Below are 24,795 nucleotides of genomic sequence, written 5' to 3' on the forward strand. Positions count from 1 at the left end.
TCCTAACGGCCCGCGCGGGGGGCGTCAAGCGCTTCCGACACCTCATTCGACACTTGCGCGCCAAGAATGTCTGTGGTCAGCGCGGGCAGGCGTTTCGGCGCCGCGTCGATCCCTGCAACCTGCCCAGGCCCCCGCACCGCAAGGAAGGTGCCAAGGTTGTCCTCGGCCGTCTCGCGATCGGTTTCCCAGAAGATCCGCGCGCCGTGATCGCCATGGATCACCACGGTCACGTCTTCGCGCCCATCGAGCACCTCAAGCGCCCTCAGCAGCCGCGTGTTGGTGCACTCGGACTGGTCCCAGAAGGCGCTAAAGATCTCCTGATCCGTCGCGCCGGGCCAGACCCGCGCCGGCATCCGCCAGTCGCGCATCGGCTTCAGCGCGCAATCCCGGTCCAGCACGAAGGGATGGTGTGGCAGCAGCAGGTGCGCGATCAGCGCGTCGCCGGGCTGCAAGCCGGCCATCCGGTCCTCGAGATCGTCGATCACCGCGAGCACCACGCCCGCGCGCGAAAAGAACCCGAGGTCCGAGGCGCGGTCGCCGCGCAGCGCGTCCCAGCCATCGGCCACCAGCGCGCGATACAGCCGGATGTTCCGGCCGCCGAGGTTGTCGCGGTAATCCTGGTGCAGCGCCAGCAGGGCCAGCCACAGCCGCTGCGGCACCGCGCGCGTTTTCGGCGCAACGCCGCGCATGTCGGCGGCGCGGGTATAGGTGCGGCAGCCGATGCGCGGATCGTCTCCGCAAAGGTCAAGGAAGTTGGTCTGCACCACGTCCACCCGGTAGCCCGCATCCAGCAGCTGCGCGGCCAGGCGGTTCTCCTTCAGCGCAAAGCTGAACGCCGAGCCGCCGGCATGTTCGTGGTAATGATCGTCCCGGTCGGTCTGCCCGAACACCGCGCCAAGCGAGCGATAGGTGTTCGGCGCGACCGATTGCACGTTGCCATAGGCGCGGAACCCGGCGGCGGCATAGGCGTCCAGCACCTGCCTTCCGGGATGGTCCCCGGCCGGGTCCGACCCCGGCACCAGCGGCGATTGCTGCTCGTCGAGGATCAGGTGCACGTAGATACCCCGGTCCGGGTCGCCCGCCGGCAGGCCTTCGGCCCCCTGCCCGGCCAGCAGCGGCGCCTGGGGCGTCGCGAGGCCACCCAGGAAGAAGACGAAGGCAAAGACCGGCACGACCAGCAGCAGCGTCTGCTCGACGCGGCGCCAGGCGAGGAACAGCGTGACCAGCAACACGTAGGGCGCAACGGCAAAGCCGATGCCAAGCCCCGGGTGCAGCGCATTGGCCGCCCGCGCATTTGCGCCGGTCAGGAAATAGACGTCCAGAAAGCACAGAAGCATCGCCAGGAAGGCGATGCGGTAGTGGCGCGAGCCGCGCAGCAGCCATCCGACCCCCGCCCCGGCCGCGCCGAACAGCGCGGTGAGGCCAAGGACTTCGACCGAAACGAAGGCATAGCCCAGCTCGACCAGGTGCACGCCCGGCAGGCCCGCCAGCAGCAGGCCCGCCGCGAAGACGCGCAGCCGCTCGGGGCCGGTCATTTTTTCGTCCAGGCGAACAGCGTGCGGCCGTTCTCCTCGAACACGTGCTCGGCGGTGATCTCGGCCTGGGCCGCGATCAGGGCGCGGCAGCGTTCGGTCGTGTAGTCGTCGAACACGTCCTCGCGCACGGCCAGCAGGCCCTGCACCATCGGGTCGCGCTTGGGCACGAACTCGATCACGCCGGTGGGCGCCAGCGACAGGAACCAGGCGACGACCTCATCGAGCGGCAGGTTGCCGGCGATGCACATGTGGTGGATGACCGCCAGCGCGACCATGCCGTCGGCCCCGCCCGCGCGGGTGCCAAGGCCCTTGCGCTCGCGCTGCTGCCAGCCCATGTCCGGGCTCGGATCGCCCAGGTCCATGTAAAGCGGCATCAGTCCTGGGTGGCCCTTTTTCGTCCGCGTGCGCCAGGCCGCTTCCAGCGAATCGGCGTCGGCGTCGAGGATCACGGCCCGCTCCGCGCCGCCTTCCAGCGCGGCGAGCGAGAAGTCACCGGTGTTGCCGCCGATGTCCCAGACCGTGCCGGGCTTGGACACGCCCGCCCAGTCACGCACAAAGGCCAGCTTGGTGTCGCGCATCCCGTCGGAATAGGAATTGGCGGCGGCATAGGTCTTCCAGTAGCTCGCCGGCCGCTTGGCCGAGTCGAGCCCGGCGACGAAGTCGCGCATCTGCTTCAGGATCGCCCCGTAGCGGGCCTTCGGCAGCCTGGCCGCCTGCGCCCGGTCGCGCCCGATCTCGGAGCTTTCGCGGATCACCGCCCGGCCATGCAGCCAGACATGCAGGAAGCCCGACATCGAGGTCATCAGCTTGCGGCGCGGCAGGATCGCCAGCGCATCCTCGAAGGCGATGCCGGCCATCGAGCCGCGGTAGAGCCGCTGGAAGCCGACCCCGGCCCAGGCCTCGATCAGCAGGGGCAGCAGGAACTGGCGGCAGAACTGGTTGTAGCCGCCCCAGGCCTCGCCCTCGCGATAACGGCGCACGGACATGGCGTCGATATGCACCGCGCGCCCACCGACGAATTGCATGTTGTAGGCGGTGGCGTCCGAGAACACGAAGCCCGCGTCAAAGGCGAGGATCTGCGCATCGAGATGCGCCAGCGCGGCCTCTTTCAGTTGCGAGAATACCCATTCGTAGGGGTAGGAAATCAGCGGCACCACCGGGTGCTCGTAAAGCGCGGCGGCATGGTCGCCCCGGGCCCCGGGATACAGCGCCAGCTGCTCGGCACTGGCCGCGAGGCGCAGCGTCGGCAGCATCAGCCCGGCGTCGGAGAGGGTCTTCAGGATGCCGCTGTCATGGACATCGGCAAAGCTCTCGGCGGCGCGGGGCATGACGGCGCGGACGATCCGGCGGCCGTCACGGAAGACATAGCCGCCGGGGTCGCGAAAGGACCCCAGGTCACGGACGGGCTGGTTCATGGATCAGCTCTCGGCCTGGTCGTCTGCGGTCTGCGCCTTGTTCAGGCCGAAGAGGCCCAGCACCCGGTCCCGCACACCGCGGATCGCCACCATGGCCGCCGCGAAGCCGCCGATCAGCGCCTGCAGCACGATCGAGCCGGTGATCGGGTCGATATAGGCCAGCGCCGGGGCGGTGGAGGTTGCCAGCAGGATGCCGGCGGTCAGGAGAGTGCGTTTCATGGGTTAATCCCTCTGTCTGCTGCCAAGTCGCAGGGGTGTTGAATGCGTCCCGCTGCCACGGGATTGTCCGATATTCAGGAAACAATCCCCGAGAAGCTGGGCGAAATGATGGCGCAATGAGAACGAATTGATGAGGATTCGACTCAAGGCATTCTGGCAGGGTCAGAGGGGGGAATGGTGGGTCGTGAGAGGCTCGAACTCCCGACATCTTCGGTGTAAACGAAGCGCTCTACCAACTGAGCTAACGACCCGGTGACGGCGGATTTACCCGGCACGGGCGGGCATGGCAAGACCTTTGGTGGCGCGATCCTGGCCGGGGCGCGCCCCCCCCTGCTTTCACTTTTCCCAAAATACTCTCGCCGAAGGCCGGCGCGCCGCTGCGCCAGGCGATCGGCCGGCATGAGGGGCGCTGCCCCTCAAACTCCCCGGAGTTTATCGGCAAGATGAAGAGGGATCGGCGCGTACGTCAGGTGCAGCGCGGGGCTGGCCCCCAACGCAAAAGACGCGGCCCGTTCAGGACCGCGTCTTCGCTATCTGGTGGGTGATAAGAGATTTGAACTCCTGACATCTTCGATGTGAACGAAGCGCTCTACCACTGAGCTAATCACCCTGTGGCGGGCGATATAGACTCACTCGGCGGCGTCTGCAAGAGGGTCTTCGCCGTCGGTGGCATCTTCTTCGTCGGCCGCGCGCAGGGCCTGGCGGATGCGGGCCACGATGAGGCGGCCGTTCTCGAGCTCGTCCTGCCGCGAGACCTTGATCCGGCCCAGCGGCTGGAGGTTCATGCGGCGGCCCGCCGCCAGTTCCTCGCCCAGGATGGCGAGCACTTCCTCGACCACGGGCTTGGCGAATTTCTTGCGGATGCCGGTCTGTTCGACCACGCGGTCGATCAGCTCTCCGCGGCGCAGCTCGGGCACCTCGCCCTGCTCGGGCGCGTCGGCGGCCGGAAGCGGGGCGGCCTCCTGGGCGATCTCGGGCGCCTCTGCCGGGGTGGGCGCGGGCTTGCTGCGGCGCGCCGTACTGGCCCGGGTGGTCGAGCTGCGGGGGGTGGTCTTGCGAGTCGTGGTCGCCATCTGTGATCTACCTGTCTGTCCCTGTCGGTGTCCGGAGCAGCGCGGCCGAATTGCACGCGCAGGGTCCGGGCCCCTTGCCGTTCCGATGGCGGGGTCAGACCGGCCCCGGGCAACTTCTGTCGCCTTCGCTTGGCCCGCCAGACGAGTCGCCGCCGATCATCTGTTCCGAGTTTAGGCAAAAGCCCGGCTGGAATCTACCCAGATGTAGCGGGAAACTCAATGATATCCGCAAGATATCCGATGGCTTGATGCCCGCCCGGGGCAAGCGGGCGGGAAACCACGCCGGGCCGATCAACCCGCAGAGGTTTCCCTTTTGCGAACAATTCGTTGCCGGGCCGGAAACCGCGCCGGCGCATTGACCTTGTGTCCGCGATATCGGACACTTGGGGTGTTGAAACGACACCTTCGGGGGAAGATTACATGAAAAAACTCGCATTGGGCCTTTTGCTGGCCGCATCGCTGGCGGGCACCGCCATGGCCGGCAACCCGGAAGCACCGCGCATGGACCCGGTGGTCATCGAGGCGGGCGCCGCCTCCTCCTCGAGCGCGGCGGCCATCGTGGCGATCCTCGCCTTCTCGATCCTGGCCGCGGCCGTGTCGAACTGATCCGGCGCGGCCCTGCCAGGCCGCCCGACCCTGACGCCGCAAAAAGGCCCGCCGGATTGCTCCGACGGGCCTTGTTCTTGTGCAGGCCCAAAGGCCCGGGGGATCAGTGGGCCGTGGCCCCTGCCCCGCCATCCTTGGAGAGCGCCGCGGCAGCGGCAGCCTCTTCGGCCGCCTCGTCCCACTCCACCGGCTCGGGCGCGCGCACCAGCGCCAGCTTGAGCACTTCGGAGACGTGGGTGACGGGGATGATCTCGAGCCCCTCCTTCACGTTGTCGGGGATCTCGGGCAGGTCCTTTTCATTCTCTTGCGGAATGAGAACCGTCTTGACCCCGCCGCGCAGCGCCGCCAGCAGTTTTTCCTTGAGCCCGCCGATGGCGGAGGCATTGCCCCGCAGCGTCACCTCGCCGGTCATGGCGATGTCACGGCGCACCGGGATGCCGGTCAGCACCGACACGATGGCCGTCACCATGGCGAGACCCGCCGAGGGGCCATCCTTGGGCGTGGCGCCGTCCGGCACGTGGACGTGGATGTCCATCTTGTCGAACTTGGGCGGCTTGACCCCGATCTGCGGCGCGATGGACCGCACGTAGCTGGACGCCGCGTCGATCGATTCCTTCATCACGTCGCCGAGCTTGCCGGTGGTCTTCATCCGACCCTTGCCGGGCAGCTTGAGCGCCTCGATGTGCAGAAGGTCCCCGCCGACGCTGGTATAGGCCAGCCCGGTGACAACGCCCACCTGGTCCTCCTGCTCGGCCAGGCCGTAGCGGAATTTCTTGACCCCCAGGAAATCGTCGAGGTTGTCGGCCGTGACGGTGACGGTTTCGACCTCCTTCTTGACGATCTTGGTGATCGCTTTCCGCGCCAGCTTGCCCAGCTCGCGTTCCAGGTTCCGCACGCCGGCCTCGCGGGTGTAGCGGCGGATCATCTCCATCATCGCCTCGTCGGTGACCGCGAACTCGCCCTTGCGCAACCCGTGGTTCTTGATCTGCTTGGGCAGCAGGTGCCGCTTGGCGATCTCGAGCTTCTCGTCCTCGGTGTAGCCGGCCAGGCTGATGATCTCCATCCGGTCCAGCAGCGGCCCGGGCATGTTGTAGGAGTTCGCCGTGGTCAGGAACATCACGTTGGAAAGGTCATATTCGACCTCGAGGTAATGGTCCACGAAGGTGCCGTTCTGTTCGGGATCGAGCACCTCGAGCATGGCCGAGGCCGGGTCGCCACGGAAGTCCTGCCCCATCTTGTCGATCTCGTCGAGCAGGATGAGCGGGTTCGTGGTCTTGGCCTTTTTCAGCGACTGGATGATCTTGCCGGGCATCGAGCCGATATAGGTCCGACGGTGGCCGCGGATCTCGGATTCGTCGCGCACGCCGCCGAGGCTGATGCGGATGAACTCGCGCCCCGTGGCCTTGGCGACCGACTTGCCCAGCGAGGTCTTACCCACGCCCGGAGGGCCGACGAGGCACAGGATCGGCCCCTTCAGCTTGGCCGAGCGCTGCTGCACGGCCAGGTATTCGACGATGCGTTCCTTGACCTTCTCGAGACCGTAATGGTCGTTGTCCAGAACCTCCTGAGCGTTGTTCAGGTTCTTCTTCACGCGCGACTTCACGCCCCACGGGATCGACAGCATCCAGTCGAGGTAATTGCGCACGACGGTCGCCTCGGCGCTCATCGGGCTCATCGACTTGAGCTTCTTGACCTCGGCATCGGCTTTTTCGCGAGCCTCTTTCGACAGCTTGGCCTCGGCGATCCGGCCTTCCAGTTCGGCGATCTCGTTCGCGCCGTCCTCGCCGTCGCCCAGCTCCTTCTGAATGGCCTTCATTTGCTCATTCAGGTAGTATTCGCGCTGGGTGCGCTCCATCTGCGATTTCACGCGGGTCTTGATCTTTTTCTCGACCTGGAGGACGGACATTTCGCCCTGCATATGGCCATAGACCTTTTCCAGCCGGTCGCTGATCGACAGGGTCTCGAGCAGTTCCTGCTTTTCCTGCACCTCGATGCCGAGATGCCCGCCGACGAGGTCGGCCAGCTTGGCCGGCTCGGTCGTTTCCGCGACCGAGGACAGCGCCTCTTCGGGGATGTTCTTCTTGACCTTGGCGTAGCGTTCGAACTCTTCGGCCACCGTGCGCACCAGCGCGGTGAGCGAGGCGGAATCGCCCGGCATCTCGGTCAGGTACTCGGCGCGGGCTTCAAAGAAGTCCTCGTTCTCGAGGTATTCGACGATGCGCACGCGGGCCTGACCCTCGACCAGCACCTTCACGGTGCCATCGGGAAGCTTGAGCAATTGCAGCACATTGGCCAGCACGCCGGCCTTATAGATGCCCTTGGGTTCGGGATCGTCATCCGACGGGTCCATCTGGCTGGCCAGAAGGATCTGCTTGTCGTCGGCCATCACCTCTTCCAGGGCCTTGACCGATTTTTCACGGCCAACGAAGAGCGGGACGATCATGTGGGGGAACACCACGATGTCGCGCAGCGGGAGGACCGGGTAAGAGGCGTTGAGGGGCTCTTGCATATCGTTTCCTTGTTCTCGGCAAGACGGTCCCGCCCCGTATCCGGCAGCTTTGACCGTCTCCTGTCAGCTTAGTGAACGTGGGGGTCGCCCCCCGACGTTTCAAGCTTGTCATGCAAGGATCAGAATGACGGCTCCGCGAGCGGGGCACAAGGCGATAGCCACAGATTAAAGCAATTCGCAGGCCCGTCGCGGACCGGGAGATCATCCTTCGCGCGCGACGCGCCGCGAAGGCCCCGGTCTCGCGGGCCGGACGCATGGCGCCCCCCCCGATCAGAGCGGGGCGATGTCGCCCTTGGCGCGCTCGGCGTGGAACGCGGCCTCCCATTCCGCGAAAGTGCCGGCGGCGATGGCGTCGCGCATGCCCTGCATGATCTCCTGGAAGTAATGCAGGTTGTGCCAGGTCAGCAGCATGCCCGAGATCATCTCGCCCGCGCGGAAGACATGGTGCAGGTAGGCGCGGGAATAGCCGGTGCAGGCCGGGCAGGCGCACGCCTCGTCCAGGGGGCGCGGATCGTCGGCATGGCGGGCGTTCTTGATGTTGACCTGGCCCCGCCGGGTCCAGGCCTGCCCGGTGCGGCCCGAACGCGAGGGCAGCACGCAATCCATCATGTCCACGCCGCGCTTGACCGCGCCGACGATGTCGTCGGGCTTGCCCACCCCCATCAGGTAGCGCGGCTTGTCCACCGGCAGCATGGCGGGCGCATAGTCGAGCACGCCGAACATCGCCTCCTGCCCCTCGCCCACGGCGAGGCCGCCGATGGCGTAGCCGTCAAAGCCGATGGCCTTCAGCGCCTCGGCGCTTTCCCCGCGCAGCTCCTCGGTGACACCGCCCTGCTGGATGCCGAAGAGCGCATAACCCGGCCGGTCGCCGAAGGCATCGCGCGACCGCTGCGCCCAGCGCATCGACAGGCGCATGGACCTGGCCACGTCCTCGTCCGTCGCGGGCAGCGCGGGGCATTCGTCGAAGGCCATGACGATGTCGGACCCCAGCAGCTTCTGGATCTCCATCGACCGTTCGGGGGTCAGTTCGTGTTTCGAGCCGTCGATATGACTGCGGAAGGTCACGCCCTCCTCGGTCAGCTTGCGCAACTCGGCCAGGCTCATGACCTGGAAGCCGCCCGAGTCGGTCAGGATCGGCTTGTCCCAGTTCATGAACCTGTGCAGCCCGCCCAGCCGCGCCACCCGCTCGGCCGTGGGGCGCAGCATCAGGTGGTAGGTGTTGCCCAGCAGGATGTCGGCCCCCGTCGCGGCCACGCTTTCGGGCAGCATTGCCTTGACCGTCGCCGCCGTGCCCACCGGCATGAAGGCCGGCGTGCGGATCTGCCCGCGCGGGGTCGTGATCACGCCCGTCCGGGCCGCCCCGTCCGCGGCGTTCAGGGTGAATGCGAACCTGTTGCTCATCTGCGCCGCCCTGCCCCAGGGGCAAGGTCCCGAATTGAAAAGATCGTGACGCCCCCCGATATAGGAGGCGGACCCCGATTTGAAGGATTGATTATGGAAGAGATGGTGCTTGACCTGCTGGCCGGGAATATCTGGCTGATCCTGCTGGCATTGCTGTTGATCGTGGTGGTGCTCACCGGCGTGCGGATCGTGCCGCAGGCCGACAAATACGTGGTCGAACGCTTTGGCCGTCTGCACGCGGTGCTGGGGCCGGGCATCAACATCATCGTTCCCTTCCTCGACCGGGTGGCGCACCGGATCTCGATCCTTGAACGCCAGCTGCCGACCATGAGCCAGGATGCCATCACGCTCGACAACGTGCTGGTGCAGGTCGACACCAGCGTGTTCTACCGCATCATCGAGCCGGAAAAGACCGTCTACCGGATCCGCGACATCGACGCGGCGATCTCGACCACCGTAGCGGGCATCGTCCGGTCGGAGATTGGCAAGATGGAGCTGGACCAGGTGCAGTCGAACCGCGGGACGCTGACGGCGACCATCAAGGACCAGCTCTTTGCCGTGGTCGATGACTGGGGGATCGAGGTGACGCGGGCGGAACTGCTGGACGTCAACCTCGACCAGGCGACGCGGTCGGCGATGCTGCAGCAGCTGAACGCCGAACGGGCGCGGCGCGCCCAGGTGACCGAGGCCGAGGGCAAGAAACGCGCGGTGGAACTGGCCGCCGATGCGGAACTTTATGCCGCCGAGCAGATCGCCAAGGCCCGCCGCATCCAGGCCGATGCCGAGGCCTATGCGACCGAGGTCGTGGCCAAAGCCATCGCCGACAACGGGCTCGAGGCGGCGCAATACCAGGTGGCGCTGAAGCAGGTCGAGGCGCTCAATTCGCTGGGCAAGGGCGAGGGCAACCAGACGGTGATCCTGCCGGCCGACGCGATCTCGGCCTTCCAGAATGCATTCGGCCTGCTGAAGGGACGCGGCTGATGGGGGGCTTGCATCATGGGCTATGGTGGCTTTGGGGATCGCTGGCGCTGGTGCTGCTGATCCTCGAGGTGCTGGTGGCGCCGGGATTTGTCTTCCTCGGCTTTGCCATCGGCGCGGCGGCGGTGGCGCTGCTGTTCCTCCTGGCCGGGCCGGTGACGGGCCTGCCCATGACGCTGGTGCTGGTGGCGGCGGTGGCGCTGGTCAGCTGGCTGGTGCTGCGGCGGGTCTTTGCCGCGCCCGGCAGCGAGAAGAAGATCATTCGCCACGATATCAACGATTGATCCGCGTGGCTGGCCGAAGATGGGGGCCAGCCCCCAGGGCGCCAAGGCGCCCTTCCCCCGAGGTATTTTTGAAACAATGAAGAGTGGGGTCAGGTCATGGGGGCCATGAGTTCGATTTCCTCGCCGTCGCGGAGCGCGGTGTAGAAGCAGGAGCGGCGGTTGGTGTGGCAGGCGGGGCCGGCCTGGCGGACCACGGCGAGCAGGCAGTCGCGGTCGCAATCGACCCGCAGGTCGACCAGCTCCTGCACATGACCCGAGGTTTCGCCCTTGATCCAGAAGCTTTGCCGCGAGCGCGACCAATAGGTGACACGGCCGGTGTCCAGCGTGCGGGTCACCGCCTCGGCGGTCATCCAGGCCATCATCAGCACCTCGCCGGTGCCCTCGGCCTGGGCGATGCAGGGGATGAGGCCGGCGTCGTTGTAGACCAAGGTCGCAGGATCGAACGTCATCGGTGAAAACCCTTTTGCATGTCGCGGCTGCGCGCCTATGTATGGCAGAGATCACCTGAAGGAAATGCCCCAAGGACCTGCCATGGCTGCCGATAGCGACCTGATCAAGCTCTACTCCTCGAAGATCCTCGCCCTGGCCGCGGATATCCCGCACCTGGGCCGGCTGGATGCGCCCGGGGCCAGCGTCAAGAAACGCTCGCCGCTCTGCGGGTCGACCGTGACCGTGGACCTCACGCTGAAGGACGGCAAGGTGGCCGACTATGCGCAGGACGTGAAGGCCTGTGCGCTGGGCCAGGCTGCCGCCAGCGTGGTCGGCGGCGCCATCATCGGCGCCAGCCGGGACGAGGTCGCGGCGGCGCGGGATGGGCTGAAAGAGATGCTCAAGAAGGACGGGCCCACGCCCCCTGCCCCCTTCGACGGGCTCGAAGTGCTGCGCCCGGCGCGGGATTACAAGAACCGCCATGCCTCGATCATGCTGACGCTGGATGCCGCGCTCGAGGCGATGGACGAGGCCGCGCGGGCCGACTGCGCATAAGCGCGTGAGCGGATTGCGCTTAATCGACCGGTAACCTCCTTGTCCTAGCCTGCTGTCCGGTTCGCGCAGGAAAGGGACATGATGAAGCCTGAGATGGAGTTCGACGTGCCGGCCTCCGTACCGGACGATGATGGCTCGGGCCTGATGAACCGGCTGGCAGCGACGGCCTCGTCCCTCGGCTACGAGATCGTCGAGATCGCCGGGCTTTTCGACAGCATCAACGCGCGGGCCGCGCGGCAAACCGACGTCATCTCAATCCTGCAGACCGCGGCCGACCGCATCGCCGGCGCCAATGCCGGGGTGCGCGGCGCCATCGCCGATGTGACCCATGCGACCGAGCAGACCCGCGAGTCCATGCGCCGGTCGCTGACCATGGTGCGCGAGTCGGGTCAGCGGTCGAGCGCGGTGGCCGCCTGGGTCACCGACCTGCACGCCAACACCGATGCGGTGTCGCAGCTGGTCGAGGCGGTGAAGGTCAACAACAACCAGATCGCCGAGATCGCCATCCAGGTCCAGGTGCTCGCGGTCAATGCCAAGATCGAGGCGATCCGCGCCGGCGAGGCGGGGCGCGGCTTTTCCGTCGTCGCCAATGCGATCAACGAGTTGTCGCAAAGCACCGCCCACGCGGCCGAGACGATCAATGCCAACGTGCGGTCACTGACCGGCTGGGTCGAGGGTCTGCGCAACGGGGCCGAGAACGCGGCGGGCGATGCCGGGGCCGTGCTGGAACAGGCCGGCCGGATCGACGGGGCGCTGCACGAGATCGAGGCGCAGGTGGACGAATCGCACGTCAAGGCACTGTCGATCCAACGCCTCGGCGCCGAGGTCGAGGAGGCCGCCGGCGCCCTGCGCAACCCGCTGGACGAGATCGGCGAGCAGGCGCGCGAGACCGGGCTGCAGATCCGCGATATGACAGCCCGCGTGCAGGAGTTGATCGATTCATCGGAAACGATGGTGCAGGACAGCGTGGCGCTTGGCGGCGCCTCCGACGACCAGCCCTTCATCGACTGTGTGCAGGCCGTGGCCGCGCGCGTCGGCGCCCTGTTCGAAGAGGCGCTGGAGGCGCGGCGCCTGAGCGAACGCGATCTTTTCGACACCCGTTACCGCGAGATCCCGGGCGTGCGGCCGCGCCAGTTCCGCACCGCCTATCTCGATTTCGCGGACTCGGTGCTGCCAAAGGTGCAGGAACCGATCCTGCGCTTTGACGACCGCGTGGTGTTCTGCGCCTGCGTGGATGTGAACGGCTACCTGCCGACCCACAACCTGAAATTCTCGCATCCGCCGGGCGAGGACGAGGTCTGGAACACCGCCCATTGCCGCAACCGGCGCATCTTTGACGACCGCGTGGGGCTCAAGGCCGGGCGGTCCAAGGCGCCCTTCCTCATGCAGGTCTATCGCCGCGACATGGGCGGCGGCGCGTTCCGGATGATGAAGGACCTGTCGGCACCGATCTGGGTGCGGGATCGCCACTGGGGCGGCGTGCGGCTGGCCTACAGTTTCTGACCCGCGCACAAGAAAAAACCGCCGCACCCGGGGGATGCCGGGGCGGCGGAAGGAAACAGCGATCCCGTGATCGGGGCCGGATGGGGGCGGAAGAGGCAGAACCACCCCGGAAGGCTGATCAGGCAGTGACAGCGGCGCGCACCGGTTGGGACAGAGATGCGCCGGCGCCCGTCACGGGACACGCAGGCAGGTCAGGCGAAAACGGGGATATGCAGGGCGGCGACCAGAAGGACGCCCAGAGCGGCGACACCAAGCGCATCCTCGATAAGGTGCATGTCCTGGCGGGCCATCAGCCGGGTGAAGCGTGTGATCATCTTTCCGTCTCCTGTTCTCTCCGTTTCGTTGCTTATTTGTTCTCACATCCTTAACGATCTGTAAAGAACTTTTTGCGAACATTTGAGAACAAATGAGGTTTTGAGAAGAACGGAGAGGGACTAACCCACTGAAATCAAACGGATCGCCTCGTCCTGCCCGGTCAGCCAAAGCAGCAGGCGCGCAGCCTTTCCGCGGTCCGTTTCCAACGCGGGATCGTCGTTCAACAGCTTGCGGGCATCGCTTTGGGCGACGGCCATGAGGCCAGCCTGCGATTCCATGTCGGCGATCCGGAACCGTGGCAGGCCGGATTGCGCGGTGCCGATCAGGTCGCCCGCCCCGCGCATCTCGAGGTCGACCTCGGAGATGCGGAACCCGTCCTCGGTGTCGCGCAGGGTGGTGAGGCGCTTTTCGCCGCCCTCGGACAGCGGCGCCTGGTACATCAGCAGGCAGGTCGAGTCCTGGTCGCCCCGCCCCACCCGTCCGCGCAACTGGTGCAGCTGCGCGAGGCCGAAGATCTCGGCCCGCTCGATCACCATGATCGTGGCGTTGGGCACGTTGACGCCGACCTCGATCACCGTGGTCGCGACCAGCACCTGGGTCCGCCCGGCCTGGAAATCGGCCATGGCGGCATCCTTGTCGGCGGGCGGCATCTGGCCGTGCACCAGCCCGACATGGCCTTCGCCCAAGGCGGCGCGCAGGTGGCGGAACCGGTCCTCGGCCGCGGCAAGGTCAGTGTTCTCGGATTCGTCGACCAGCGGGCAGACCCAGTAGGCCTGGCGCCCCTCGGCGATGGCGCGGCGCAGGTGACCCACGACCTCCTCCATCCGACCGGTCGACACCAGCGCGGTCTTGATCGGCTTGCGCCCCGGCGGCTTTTCGTCAAGCACCGAGACGTCCATGTCGCCGTATTGCGCCAGCGCCAGGCTGCGCGGGATCGGCGTCGCGGTCATCACCAGCACGTCCGGCGCCTGCCCCTTGCGGCCAAGTTCCAGCCGTTGCCGCACGCCGAACCGGTGCTGTTCATCGACCACCGCCAGCCGCAGGTCGTGGAAGACCACGTCCTTCTGGAACACGGCGTGTGTGCCGACCAGCACCTGGATCTCGCCCGACGCCAGCGCGGCCAGCTTGGCCCGCCGCTCGGCCCCCTTGTCGCGCCCGGTCAGGATCTCGACCCGCACGCCGGCGCTGGCGGCCATCGGCTGCAAGCCTTCAAGATGCTGCCGCGCCAGGATCTCGGTCGGGGCCATCATGACGCCCTGCCCGCCCGCCTCGACCGCGATCAGCAGCGCGAGGAAGGCGACCAGCGTCTTGCCGGCCCCCACGTCGCCCTGCAACAGGCGGTTCATGCGGTGCCCGCGCCCCATGTCGGCCGCGATCTCCTGCACGGCCCGCACCTGGGCGCCGGTTGGCGCGAAACCGAGCGATTCCAGAACCTTGCGCTGCAAATCTCCCGTACCATGGGTTTCCCGCCCCTTGGCCTTGCGCAGCGTTTCTCGGGCCAGCGCAAGGGTCAGTTGATGCGCCAGGAATTCGTCATAGGCCAGCCGCGCCCGCGCCGGGGCCGTCGGTGCAAGGTCGGCCGCGCTGCGCGGCGCATGGGCCTGAACCAACGCCACGTGCCAGCTGGGCCAGCCCTCCTTGGCATGCTGCAACGGGTCGATCCATTCGGGCAGGTCCACGGCCCGGGCCAGCGCCGAGACCACCGCCTTGTGCATGGTCTTGCGCGTGATGCCGGCGGTCAGCGGGTAGACCGGCTCGAACTCCGGCAGCTCGCCCTCTTCATCAAGGGCAAGGATGTGGTCGGGATGGACCATCTGCGGAATGCCGTCGAAATACTCGACCTTGCCGGACACGAGCCGCCGCGCGCCCTCGGGCAGCTGGCGTTTCAGGTAATCGCCCCGGGCATGGAAGAACACCAGCTGGAACGCCAACTTGCTGTCGCGCACGTCGATCCGGTAGGCCCGCCCGCGCCCCGAGGCCGGGCGATGCGTGCCGATCTCGACCTCGACGGTGAGCGTCGCAGGCAGCTCGGCCCCGTCGATCGTGTCGCGCCGCCGGCGGTCGATCACCCCGTGCGGCAGGGTGTACAGCAGGTCGCGGGGCCGAAGAACATGCATGTTCTCCAACACCTTGGCGATCTTGGGCCCGACACCGTCCAGCGTCGTCAGCTCCGCGAAGAGCGGAAACAGGACCTCGGGCCGACCGCTCATGCGTCGCCGATCAGCGCCAGCCAGGCGTCCTCGTCGATGGTCTCGATCCCGAGCTCGGCCGCCTTCTTGGCCTTGGAGCCCGCGCCTGGCCCCGCGACCAGCAGGTCGGTCTTGGCGCTGACGCTACCCGAGACCTTGGCGCCCAGCGATTCCGCCCGCGCCTTGGCCTCGGACCGGGTCATTTTCTCGAGCGTGCCGGTGAAGACCACCGTCTTGCCGGCAACGGGCGAGTCGGCCTCGGGGCGCGCGGCCTCTTCGACATCGAGCATCGCGGCCAGCCGGTCGATCGAGGCGCGCTCGGCCTCCTGCGCGAAGGCGGTCACGACGCTGCGCGCCATGACCTCGCCCACGCCGTCGATGCTGAGCAGGTCGTCCCAGGCCTCGCCTTCGAGCGGTTCGGCGGCGCCCATCGCGGCCTCGAAGGCGGCCCAACTGCCGTAATGCCGCGCCAGCAGCCCGCTGGCGCTTTCACCGACATGGCGGATGCCAAGGGCAAAGATCAGCTTGGCCAGCGGGATGCGGCGCCGCTCGTCAATGGCGTCGAAAAGGTTCGACGCGGATTTCTCGCCCCAGCCCTCGCGGTTCTTGAGCTGTTGCAGGCCAGACCCGTAGTGGTCGCGCAGCGTGAAGATGTCGGCGGGCTCCTTGATCCAGCCGTCGCGGTAGAATTGTTCGACCTGCTTCGCGCCCAGCCCCTCGATGTCGAAGGCCCCGCGCGAGACGAAATGCTTCAGCTTTTCAATGGCCTGCGCGGGGCAGATCAGCCCACCCGAACAGCGGCGGACCGCGTCACCTTCCTCGCGGATCGCCTCTGATCCGCATTCCGGGCAGGTGGTGGGAAAGGCGAAGGGCTGCGCGGCTTCGGGGCGTTTCGACAGGTCCACGTCGGCGATTTTCGGGATCACGTCGCCGGCACGGTAGACCTGAACCCAGTCGCCGACGCGGATGTCCTTGCCGTCGCGGATCACCTCGCCTTTGCTGTCGCGCCCGTCGATGTAATCCTCGTTGTGCAGGGTGGCGTTCGACACCACGACGCCGCCGACGGTCACGGGCTGCAACCGCGCCACGGGGCTGAGCGCGCCGGTGCGGCCGACCTGGATGTCGATCGCCTCGAGCCAGGTCCAGGCAAGCTCGGCCGGGAACTTGTGCGCGGTGGCCCAGCGCGGCGTAGTCGAGCGGAAGCCAAGCCGCCGTTGCAGCCCGAGGTCGTCGACCTTGTAGACCACCCCGTCGATGTCGTAGCCGAGCGTGGCGCGCTGTTCTTCGATGGCGTGGTAATGGGCCAGCAGCTCGGCCGGGCCGTCACAGGTCACGGTCAGCGGGTTGGTCTGGAAACCCAGCGAGTCCAGCCGCTTGATCGCACCCATCTGCGTCTCGGACAGGGGCTCCGACAGCGCGCCCCAGGCGTAGGCGAAAAAGCGCAGCGGCCGGTCGCGGGTGATCGACGGGTCGAGCTGGCGCAGCGAGCCGGCGGCGGCATTGCGGGGGTTGGCAAAGGTCTTGCCGCCGCGCTCGGCCTGGCGCGTGTTCAGCGCCTCGAAATCGGCGTGGCTCATGTAGACCTCGCCGCGCACTTCCAGCACCTCCGGCGCGCCATCAAGTGTCACGGGGATGTCGTCGATGGTGCGCGCGTTCTCGGTCACGTTCTCGCCTACCGCACCGTCGCCGCGGGTGGCCGCGTGGACCAACTCGCCGTTTTCGTAGCGCAGGGACAGGGACAGCCCGTCGATCTTGGGCTCTGCGGTATAGGTCAGCGGGTCATCCGCGCCGAGACCGAGGTAGCGACGGATGCGGGCATCGAACTCGGTCACCTCCTCGCCCTCGAAGAGGTTGTCGAGCGACAGCATCCGCACCGCGTGGGTGATCTTGCCGAACCCCTCGGCAACCGGCGCGCCGACCATGTCCGACGGGCTGTCGGACCGCTTCAACGACGGAAACCGCGCCTCGATCCCGGCATTGCGGCGCTTGAGCGCGTCGTACTCGGCATCCGAGATTTGCGGCGCGTCCTCGGCATGGTAGGCGCGGTTGGCCACCGCCAGCAAGTCCGCCAGGCGAGCAAGTTCTTCGCGCGCCTCGGCCTCGGTCAGCTGTTCGACCGGCGTCTCCTGGCTCATGGCATCCCCGTTTCCTTGACCCGCGCGCATCCGCGCCGTTGCGTTGAAACTGATAGGACGCGGCGGCGCCTGCGTCCAGAAGGGGCATGCCAGAAATAGAGACCCCGATGTCCCTGGGCAGGACACCGGGGTCGGCACCGCGCAAAGGGGAAACGCGGTGCCAGGGAAGGCGGCCTGCCGATGGGCAGGGCCGTTCTTTCAGGCGCCGAGCGCGAGACGCGGGTTGGAGAGCGACTTGGGTTCGGGATCGCGCAGCACGTAGCCCCGGCCCCACACCGTTTCGATGTGGTTCTCCCCGCCCGTCGCCTCGCTCAGCTTCTTGCGAAGCTTGCAGATGAAGACGTCGATGATCTTGAGCTCGGGTTCGTCCATGCCGCCGTAGAGGTGGTTGAGGAACATTTCCTTGGTCAGCGTCGTGCCCTTGCGCAGCGACAGCAGTTCCAGCATCTGGTATTCCTTGCCGGTCAGATGCACCGGCTGGCCATCCACCTCGACCGTCTTGGCGTCGAGGTTGACCGAGATGGTGCCCGTCCGGATGATCGACTGCGAATGGCCCTTGGAGCGGCGGATGATCGCATGGATGCGCGCGACCAGCTCTTCGCGGTGGAAGGGCTTGGTCATGTAGTCGTCGGCGCCAAAGCCGAAGCCCTTGATCTTGTTCTCGGTGTCGTCGGACCCCGACAGGATCAGGATCGGCGTCTCGATCCGCGCCATACGCAATTGGCGCAGCACCTCGTGACCGTTCATGTCGGGCAGGTTGAGGTCCAGGAGGATCAGGTCGTAGTCGTAAAGTTTCGCGAGGTCGATGCCCTCTTCGCCAAGGTCCGTCGAATAGACGTTCAGGTTGGCATGGGTGAGCATGAGTTCAATACTCTTTGAAGTCGTAGGGTCGTCTTCGACCAATAGCACACGCATATCGCACTTTCTCCGCTTGAGTCCGGTTAGCAGCTACGGTGCCGAACAAAGGTTAATGACCAATTACCACGAATTAATTTTTAGATGATCTCCTTAAAGTTGTCTATACCTTTGTAACGCGGTTGCTTTCAGCGCATCCTCCCCATGCTCGGTCACCGCCTCTACCCATGAGCGAAACTCCTCTTCGCTCAGGTCATAACGTTCCAGCGCCTCGTCGCGGGTGAGAAGCCCGTAGACCACGCCGCGGACCACGGCGGACTTGCGGGACGCCACCCATCGGGTCGTGTCCGGCGGAGGCAGATCGGCACGGCTCATGACGCTGCCATCGGGGAGAGTGACCGCGCGGGGGCCATCGACTTTCTTCAGAAACATCTCGGCTGTCCAGGTAGATCTCGTCGGATTTCAATCCTGCGCGAGAGCGCTTAACGGGACATGAAGCCACCCCTTGTAGATAGATCGCATTTTCCTATATTCTCCGGGCTTTCCCGCCCTGACCGCCCCAGATCACAAGGCCGCTGACCCATGGCACTCGACCGCGACACCGCGCTGAATTCCCTCGGCTTTCCCAAGCCGCCCTCCGAGACGCGCGTCGTCGTCGCCATGTCGGGCGGCGTCGATTCCTCGGTGGTCGCCGCGCAGCTGGCCGAGGAAGGTTATGACGTGGTGGGCGTGACCTTGCAGCTGTATGACCACGGCGCGGCGCTGGCCAAGAAGGGCGCCTGCTGCGCCGGGATCGACATCCACGACGCCCGCCGCGTGGCCGAAGAGATGGGCTTTCCGCACTATGTGCTCGACTACGAGAACATCTTCCAGGAGGCGGTGATCGAGGAGTTCGCCGACAGCTACCTGGGCGGCGCGACCCCCGTGCCCTGCATCCGCTGCAACGAGCGGGTCAAGTTCAAGGACCTGCTGGAAACCGCGCGCGATCTCGACGCCGATTGCATGGCGACGGGGCATTACATCCAGCGCAAGATGGGCGTGAATGGCCCCGAGCTGCATTCCGCCGCCGATGCGCGCCGCGACCAGAGCTATTTCCTGTTCTCGACCACGCCCGAGCAGCTCGAGTTCCTGCGCTTCCCGCTGGGCCACCTGCCGTCAAAGGACGCGACGCGCGCGCTGGCCGAGAAATACGGGCTGAGCGTCGCGGCAAAGCCCGACAGCCAGGACATCTGCTTCGTGCCCGACGGCAATTATGCCGGCGTGATCGAGAAACTGCGCCCCGGCGCGGCCGAGCCGGGCGAGATCGTCCATGCGGATGGCCGGGTGCTGGGCACGCATGAGGGCGTGATCCATTACACCATCGGCCAGCGTCGGGGGCTGGGCATCGGCGGGCTCAGCGATCCGCTGTATGTCGTGAAACTGGACGTGGACGCCAAACAGGTCGTAGTCGGCCCCAAGGAAATGCTGGCGACCCGGATCATCCCGGTGCGCGAGATCAACTGGCTGGGGGATGCGCCCTTTACCTCGCAAACCGAATGGCACCTGTCGGTCAAGGTCCGCTCCACCCGTCCTCCGCGCGAGGCGATCCTGCGGCCGATTTCCGAGACCGAGGCAGAGGTCGAACTGCTGACCGCCGAGGAAGGCGTCAGCCCGGGCCAGGCCTGCGTCTTCTACGACCCGGCCAGCAGCCGCATCCACGGCGGCGGCTGGATCTGGCGCGGCTACTGACCCCTAACGACCGGCGAGGATCTTGACGTCGGTCGCCGTCAGCGACACGCGGGCGGTCTTGTAGGTGCTCTCCCCGTCCTCGGTTTCCAGCTCGGGGAAGATCGCGAGGATCTCCTGCCGCTGATGCACGCCGAGGCCACCAAGGGCCAGGTCTCCGGGCTGGAAACTTTCCGACCAGGCGCCATCGGCCACGATCAGCTCGTGCTGGTCGAAGAGGAAGTGGTAATAGGTCACGCCATCGGGCGCCGGGTCGGGCGTGATGCCTTCGAAGATCGTCAGGTGGGTGGCGGCGGCCAGCACCTCGTCCTCGCCGAACCACAGCTGGGTGCGGGCGTTCGATATCATCATCCGGTGCTGCGGCGACAGCCGCATGTCGCGCAACGGCAGCTGGTTGCCCAGCGCCCCGGCGGCGATGCGGACCGGGCGCAGGTCGGGGGCATAGGCCAACTCGGACGAGGTCAGGTGCCGCCGGCCGCACCAGCGGACCGGCTGGTAGCCACGGTCGCGGGTCAGCACCAGGTCACCGGGGCCCAGGCTTTCGACCGGCATCTCGCCGCGGATGGTCTTGATCCGGGTGCCGGCCGTGAAACACGGCGTCACCAGGTCGCGCGCCTTGGGAAGGCCGGACGAGGTCGGGTCGGTCAAGACAGGACTGGACAAGGCACACGCTCCCACACGGCGTCCCGGGGCGTCCTCCCGGATCGGGCCAATATGACCACGCAATCCGGGCAAGATTAAGGCAAAACCTGAGAAACTTCCCGGAACTCACGGAAAAGTATCAATTTTTCGTTCGACCGATAAATCGCAAGACGGCCGGGGACTTGGCTGCCCCCGGCCGGTTTTCGTGCGCATGTCTGACTTTTGCCCCCCACGCGCACGGCTGCATATTCCGTCATGCGCGACGCAGCAGGCCCTGGCCCCCACGGCCAGACCTGGTGCGGTGTGCGCATCCCTTGCGGGATGCGCAGCAAGGGGCGTTACTTGATCAGCAGTTTCGCCTCGTGCTTCTTCAGCGACCGGCGGGCGGCGGCATAGGCCTCGATGCCCTCCTGGGTCTTCAGCTCGGGGAACAGCTCGAGGATCTCCGAGCGCTGCGAGTTGCCGATGCCGTCCAGCGTATAATGGCCGGGCTGGAAGCTTTCCGTCCAGGCGCCGTTCGACAGCACGACCTCGTGCTGGTCGAACATGAAGTGGACGTATTCGACACCCAGCGTGCCCACCTCGTCGACCCCTTCGAGACCGGTCAGGTGCTTGGCCGCGACCAGCACTTCGCGTTCCTCGAAGTAGAGCGCCGATTTCTCGTTGTTGACGAGAATGCGGTGGTTGGGGCTGACCAGCATGTCATGCTCGGGCAGGTTCTCGCCCAGCGACCCGGCCTGGACCAGGATCGGCCGCAGGTGCGGATTGCGCGCCAGCTCGTGGCCGGTCAGCTTCTTGCGGCCGTACCAACGGATCTCCTGGATGCCGTTGTCCCGGGTGATGATCCGGTCGCCTTCGCGCAGCTCTTCCACCAACCGTTCGCCGATCGGGGTCGCGATCACCGTGCCGGGCGTGAAGCAGGGCATGATGATGTTCTCGATCTCGACGAAATCCGCCTGGCCCAGCAGCGCACCGTCGTCGCCGAAGAACTCGACAAAGCCGTCTTCGCGGTCGGCTGAGGTGTAGGTCACGCTGAGCGAGCCGCCGGTCGGAACCGAGTTCGACAGGTCGAGCGTGTCGTAATCCTCGGGCTCGCCGTCGCTGTCACGGACACCGGCCGGGCCGCCGCCACCGTCGATCTGGTCGCCCACCGACGCCCCGTCGAAGAAGTCGCGGTTGTCGCCGCCCGACATGGTGTCCGCGCCGTCGCCGCCGATCAGGGTGTCGTCACCGCCCCCGCCGACCAGGCTGTCTTCGTCGATGCCGCCGTCAAGGATGTCGTTGCCCGACCCGCCCAGCAGCGTGTCATCGTCGTCGCCGCCGATGATCGTGTCATCGCCAAGCCCGCCGATCAGGCTGTCGCGGTCGTTCTCGGGGACCGGGTCGAACCCGTCCACGATCTCGAGCGCGATCGGGGCCGAGCCGTCGATGTAGTCGTTGTCCTGGCCGCCGTCGATCGTGTCGGACCCGTGCCCGCCCAGCAGCGAGTCGTCGCCCTGGTTGCCGGTGATGAAGTCGTCGTCGATCCCCGCGTCGACCGTGTCGTTGCCCTGGCCGCCGTCGATGGTGTCATCGTCGTCGCCGGTCATGATCAGGTCGTCGCCCTGCCCGCCCTGGACGCTGTCGCGGCCATCGTCGGTGTTGGGGTCGCTGTCGAAGCCCAGGACCGGGAAGAACGGATCGTCGCCGGCGTAGTTCGAGAAGGTGTCGAAGCCCGCGATGATCGTGTCGTTGCCGCCGCCGCCGTCGATGGTATCGGCGCCCTGCACGTCGACGATGTAATCGTCGCCCAGGTTGCCCTGCACCAGGTCGTCGTCGATGCCCGGCAGGATCGTGTCGTCGCCGTCGCCGCCCACGATGGTGTCGGCATCGTCGCCGGTGTCGATCACGTCCGCTCCGCCGGTGCCGGTGACATCGTCAAGGTCGTCCAGCGGATCCGGGTCCTCGTCCAGCCCGTCGAACGGGTCGAGCGCCTGCAGCGAGGGATCGACGGGGAAGATATCGGTGTCGATCCGGCCCTCGTCGCCGCCGCCGGTCTCGGACACGGTGACGGTGACCGACGCGGTGTCGGTGCCGCCATTGCCGTCGCTGACGGTGTATTCGAAGGTGTCATCCCCCAGGAAGCCGGTGTTCGGCGTGTAGAGGATGGTGCCATCGGGCAGGATCGACGCGGTGCCGTTGGCCGGGGTGGTGACCGCGGTCACGGTCAGCGGGTCGCCGTCCGGATCGGTGTCGTTGCCCAGCACGTCGACCACGATCGGCGTCATCGGGTAGGTGGTGTCGGTGTCGTCGGTCGCGACCGGCGGCTCGTTCTCGCCCGCGGTCACGGTGACGATCACGCGGCCGATGTCCGTGCCGCCGTTGCCGTCATCGACGGTGTAGGTGATCGTGTCCTCTCCGGTGAAGCCGGTGTCGGGCGTGTAATCGATCGTGCCATCGGGGTTGATCGTCGCGGTGCCGTTGACCGGGTCGCTGACGTCGGTCACGGTCAGCGGGTCGCCATCCGGGTCGGTGTCGTTGTCGAGAACGGGGATCGTGACCGTCTCGTCCTCGGGCGTGGTGGCCGCGTCGTCGAAGGCGACGGGATCGCCGTTGCCGTCGGTCACGGTGACAACGACCTGGGCGGTGTCGGTGCCGCCGTTGCCGTCATCGACAGTGTAGGTGATCGTGTCCTCGCCGGTGAAACCGGTGTCGGGCGTGTAGTCGATCGTGCCATCGGGGTTGATGGTCACGGTGCCGTTGGGCGAATCCGCATCCGTCACCGTCAGCGGGTCGCCATCCGGGTCGGTGTCGTTGTCCAGCACCGGGATCGTGACCGTCTCGCCCTCGGGCGTGGTCGCGGTGTCGTCGTTGGCCTCGGGGTCGTTGTTCGGGTTGAACACGTTGATCGTGACCACGGCGCTGTCGGTCAGCCCGTCCGGGTCGGTGATCGTGTAGTTGATCGTGTCGGTGCCGGTGAAGCCGACGGGCGGGGTATAGTCCAGCGTGCCATCGGGATTGACGGTCACGGTGCCGCCCCCGGTCGAGGTCGCCTCGGTCACCGAGATCGGGTCGCCGTCCGGGTCACTGTCGTTGGCCAGCACCGCGATGGTCGCCACGCTGTCCATCGGCACGTCGGCCATGTCGTCGACGGCATCGGGCGCCTCGTTGACATCCGCATCGACGGTCGAGAAATGCAGGTCCGAGATCAGCGCGCCCTGCTCGCCCGTGCCGCCGTTGGCGTACTGGAACTCGATCCGGGCCACCGGGCCGTCGATCGAGATCAGGGTCGAGGAGTTGGCCGCTTCCCAGTCGGTGGTGACGTTGCCGTCCAGCGTGTTGCCGGTCAGGCCCACGTCCGCGCCGGGGGTGAAGGTCACCGGGACCTCGTTGCCGTCGGCGTCGTAGGCGACGATGGTCAGGTAATCTTCCCAGGTCTCGCCCGCGCTTTCGGCCAGGTCACCGCCGGTGCCGGCGTCCACGTCTTCCACGCGGAACGTGACGTTCTGCACCTCGTCGCCGTACAGCGGGTCGGCGGACGAGAAATTGATGACCGTCGCCGAGGTATCGGTGACGGTACCGGCATCGCCGCCCTCTCCGAACACCTTGAGGAAGGAGTTGGGCGAGAACGGCTCGCCATCGGCCACGTAGCCAAATGCATTGAAGGTGAATGCCTGGGCGGAGGCATCCAGCGGGGTGAACCCGACCTCGACCTCGACACCGCCTGCATCGACAGATTGCACGGCGCCCATGTCGGTTCCGTAGCTGCCAAACAAGCCCCAGCTAAAAATAAGATCAGCCATCTCAACGACCCTTTTCCACTTGCACCCGGGACAGACCCGGACCGCGTCATCGGCGGTGGCGGTGCGACGCGCACCACCGATTTTTCGTTCCATTCGGCCATGCCAACGCGGGAACAAGGGTCTGTGACAGCTGCGCATGTCCTGTCGGAAACGCGTGGCAGCTGTGCGCAAGGACGCATCCGGCGAAACGCCAGGCCCTCTCGCACCCTTGCACCCATGCGGATGCATAACGGTTCAGTGGCCGCCCCCGTGGCCAGCAGATTTAACCCCCCAGTTGGGCTGGCACCTTGATACCCCTCGGCCCGCTCCGCCACAAAGCGGAAAATGACAGGAATGGGGCAGACTGACCGCCGAAGTCCCTTGGATTCCGTCACAATCCCCGGCATGGGCAACAATTGTAAAACCGCCATTGTTTCCGGTTTCCTTCGAATTTTGGGTAAATTCGACCGAGGCCAGGGGGGCGATCCAACCGAACCGGCCGGAATCCGCCGCTCTGCCCCGCGGGCTGTTCGCGGGCCTGAAACAATGGCGTCGGCCCGGAATGTGGCACGAATTGGGCGCCTCTCCGGGCGGCAGTCGCGGGCCGGATTATCCCGCCACGAGAAACAAACATGCCGATTGCACGTATTGAGGCCAGTCGCGGAA

Annotated in this window: 20 protein-coding genes and 2 tRNA genes; 6 read left to right on the top strand and 16 right to left on the bottom strand. The window is 66.5% G+C overall.

All coding sequences use genetic code 11. The features are described 5' to 3' along the window. Positions 1-2: 2 nt before the first annotated feature. The 6 genes from MF270_RS03345 to MF270_RS03370 all read right to left on the bottom strand — a co-directional run bounded on the left by MF270_RS03345 (position 3) and on the right by MF270_RS03370 (position 4,242). The gene (locus MF270_RS03345) at positions 3-1,535 is read right to left on the bottom strand and encodes a hypothetical protein (protein ID WP_238364443.1); all 1,533 of its coding nucleotides are present in this window, start codon (positions 1,533-1,535) and stop codon (positions 3-5) included. Beyond that, positions 1,532-2,950, bottom strand: a complete 1,419-nt coding sequence (locus MF270_RS03350) for a hypothetical protein (RefSeq protein ID WP_238364444.1) — start codon at positions 2,948-2,950, stop codon at positions 1,532-1,534. Before MF270_RS03350 ends, MF270_RS03345 begins: the two co-directional genes overlap by 4 nt. Before the next feature lie 3 nt (positions 2,951-2,953). Beyond that, positions 2,954-3,169, bottom strand: coding sequence for a hypothetical protein (locus MF270_RS03355; RefSeq protein ID WP_238364445.1), 216 nt, complete (start codon positions 3,167-3,169; stop codon positions 2,954-2,956). 175 nt (positions 3,170-3,344) lie between these two features. After that, positions 3,345-3,420: transfer RNA gene (locus tag MF270_RS03360), tRNA-Val, on the bottom strand. A gap of 284 nt (positions 3,421-3,704) precedes the next feature. After that, positions 3,705-3,779: transfer RNA gene (locus MF270_RS03365), tRNA-Val, on the bottom strand. Positions 3,780-3,798: 19 nt separating this feature from the next. Further along, positions 3,799-4,242 (bottom strand): HU family DNA-binding protein, encoded by a 444-nt coding sequence (locus tag MF270_RS03370; protein ID WP_238364446.1) that lies wholly within the window; start codon positions 4,240-4,242, stop codon positions 3,799-3,801. A 420-nt stretch (positions 4,243-4,662) separates the two neighbouring features. On the opposite strand from MF270_RS03370, the gene MF270_RS03375 reads away from it, so the two are divergent. Then, positions 4,663-4,848 (top strand): hypothetical protein, encoded by a 186-nt coding sequence (locus MF270_RS03375; RefSeq protein WP_238364447.1) that lies wholly within the window; start codon positions 4,663-4,665, stop codon positions 4,846-4,848. Positions 4,849-4,951: 103 nt separating this feature from the next. On the opposite strand, the gene lon is transcribed toward MF270_RS03375, so the two are convergent. Both lon and tgt read right to left on the bottom strand, forming a co-directional pair. Beyond that, entirely contained in the window at positions 4,952-7,357 is a 2,406-nt protein-coding gene (lon, locus tag MF270_RS03380) for an endopeptidase La (RefSeq protein ID WP_238364448.1), read from the bottom strand. 270 nt (positions 7,358-7,627) lie between these two features. Continuing rightward, entirely contained in the window at positions 7,628-8,758 is a 1,131-nt protein-coding gene (gene tgt, locus MF270_RS03385; protein WP_238364449.1) for a tRNA guanosine(34) transglycosylase Tgt, read from the bottom strand. A 93-nt stretch (positions 8,759-8,851) separates the two neighbouring features. Between tgt and MF270_RS03390 the strand changes: the two genes are divergently transcribed. Both MF270_RS03390 and MF270_RS03395 read left to right on the top strand, forming a co-directional pair. Beyond that, positions 8,852-9,739 (top strand): SPFH domain-containing protein, encoded by an 888-nt coding sequence (locus MF270_RS03390; RefSeq protein ID WP_238364450.1) that lies wholly within the window; start codon positions 8,852-8,854, stop codon positions 9,737-9,739. Beyond that, positions 9,739-10,020 carry a hypothetical protein gene (locus tag MF270_RS03395; RefSeq protein ID WP_238364451.1) on the top strand — a complete coding sequence of 94 codons (282 nt, stop codon included), beginning with the start codon at positions 9,739-9,741 and terminating at the stop codon, positions 10,018-10,020. The genes MF270_RS03390 and MF270_RS03395 overlap by 1 nt, the downstream gene beginning before the upstream one ends. Positions 10,021-10,109: 89 nt before the next feature. Here MF270_RS03395 and hisI read toward each other — a convergent pair whose 3' ends face one another. Then, positions 10,110-10,469, bottom strand: a complete 360-nt coding sequence (hisI, locus tag MF270_RS03400; RefSeq protein ID WP_238364452.1) for a phosphoribosyl-AMP cyclohydrolase — start codon at positions 10,467-10,469, stop codon at positions 10,110-10,112. An 82-nt stretch (positions 10,470-10,551) separates the two neighbouring features. Here hisI and MF270_RS03405 point away from each other — a divergent pair, with 82 nt between their 5' ends. Both MF270_RS03405 and MF270_RS03410 read left to right on the top strand, forming a co-directional pair. Then, the gene (locus MF270_RS03405) at positions 10,552-11,004 is read left to right on the top strand and encodes an iron-sulfur cluster assembly scaffold protein (RefSeq protein WP_238364453.1); all 453 of its coding nucleotides are present in this window, start codon (positions 10,552-10,554) and stop codon (positions 11,002-11,004) included. A gap of 78 nt (positions 11,005-11,082) precedes the next feature. Continuing rightward, positions 11,083-12,507, top strand: coding sequence for a methyl-accepting chemotaxis protein (locus MF270_RS03410; RefSeq protein WP_238364454.1), 1,425 nt, complete (start codon positions 11,083-11,085; stop codon positions 12,505-12,507). A 191-nt stretch (positions 12,508-12,698) separates the two neighbouring features. On the opposite strand, the gene MF270_RS28130 is transcribed toward MF270_RS03410, so the two are convergent. The 5 genes from MF270_RS28130 to sciP all read right to left on the bottom strand — a co-directional run bounded on the left by MF270_RS28130 (position 12,699) and on the right by sciP (position 18,433). Then, positions 12,699-12,821 carry a hypothetical protein gene (locus tag MF270_RS28130; RefSeq protein WP_272490669.1) on the bottom strand — a complete coding sequence of 41 codons (123 nt, stop codon included), beginning with the start codon at positions 12,819-12,821 and terminating at the stop codon, positions 12,699-12,701. 120 nt (positions 12,822-12,941) lie between these two features. Next, positions 12,942-15,032 carry an ATP-dependent DNA helicase RecG gene (recG, locus tag MF270_RS03415; protein WP_238364455.1) on the bottom strand — a complete coding sequence of 697 codons (2,091 nt, stop codon included), beginning with the start codon at positions 15,030-15,032 and terminating at the stop codon, positions 12,942-12,944. After that, on the bottom strand, positions 15,029-17,146 hold the full coding sequence (ligA, locus tag MF270_RS03420; protein ID WP_238364456.1) for an NAD-dependent DNA ligase LigA: 2,118 nt from the start codon (positions 17,144-17,146) through the stop codon (positions 15,029-15,031). Before ligA ends, recG begins: the two co-directional genes overlap by 4 nt. A 198-nt stretch (positions 17,147-17,344) precedes the next feature. Continuing rightward, positions 17,345-18,061 (bottom strand): response regulator transcription factor CtrA, encoded by a 717-nt coding sequence (ctrA, locus tag MF270_RS03425; RefSeq protein ID WP_238364457.1) that lies wholly within the window; start codon positions 18,059-18,061, stop codon positions 17,345-17,347. A gap of 93 nt (positions 18,062-18,154) precedes the next feature. After that, the gene (gene sciP, locus MF270_RS03430) at positions 18,155-18,433 is read right to left on the bottom strand and encodes a CtrA inhibitor SciP (protein WP_238364458.1); all 279 of its coding nucleotides are present in this window, start codon (positions 18,431-18,433) and stop codon (positions 18,155-18,157) included. 150 nt (positions 18,434-18,583) lie between these two features. Here sciP and mnmA point away from each other — a divergent pair, with 150 nt between their 5' ends. Further along, the gene (gene mnmA, locus MF270_RS03435) at positions 18,584-19,729 is read left to right on the top strand and encodes a tRNA 2-thiouridine(34) synthase MnmA (protein WP_238364459.1); all 1,146 of its coding nucleotides are present in this window, start codon (positions 18,584-18,586) and stop codon (positions 19,727-19,729) included. 3 nt (positions 19,730-19,732) lie between these two features. Here the strand turns inward: mnmA and MF270_RS03440 are convergent, their stop codons facing one another. Next, positions 19,733-20,374, bottom strand: a complete 642-nt coding sequence (locus MF270_RS03440; protein ID WP_238364460.1) for a Hint domain-containing protein — start codon at positions 20,372-20,374, stop codon at positions 19,733-19,735. Between the two features lie 332 nt (positions 20,375-20,706). Continuing rightward, positions 20,707-24,150 carry an Ig-like domain-containing protein gene (locus MF270_RS03445; RefSeq protein WP_238364461.1) on the bottom strand — a complete coding sequence of 1,148 codons (3,444 nt, stop codon included), beginning with the start codon at positions 24,148-24,150 and terminating at the stop codon, positions 20,707-20,709. Positions 24,151-24,795: the final 645 nt, after the last annotated feature.

Source organism: Mesobacterium pallidum, assembly GCF_019966535.1.
GTDB classification, from domain to species: domain Bacteria; phylum Pseudomonadota; class Alphaproteobacteria; order Rhodobacterales; family Rhodobacteraceae; genus Mesobacterium; species Mesobacterium pallidum.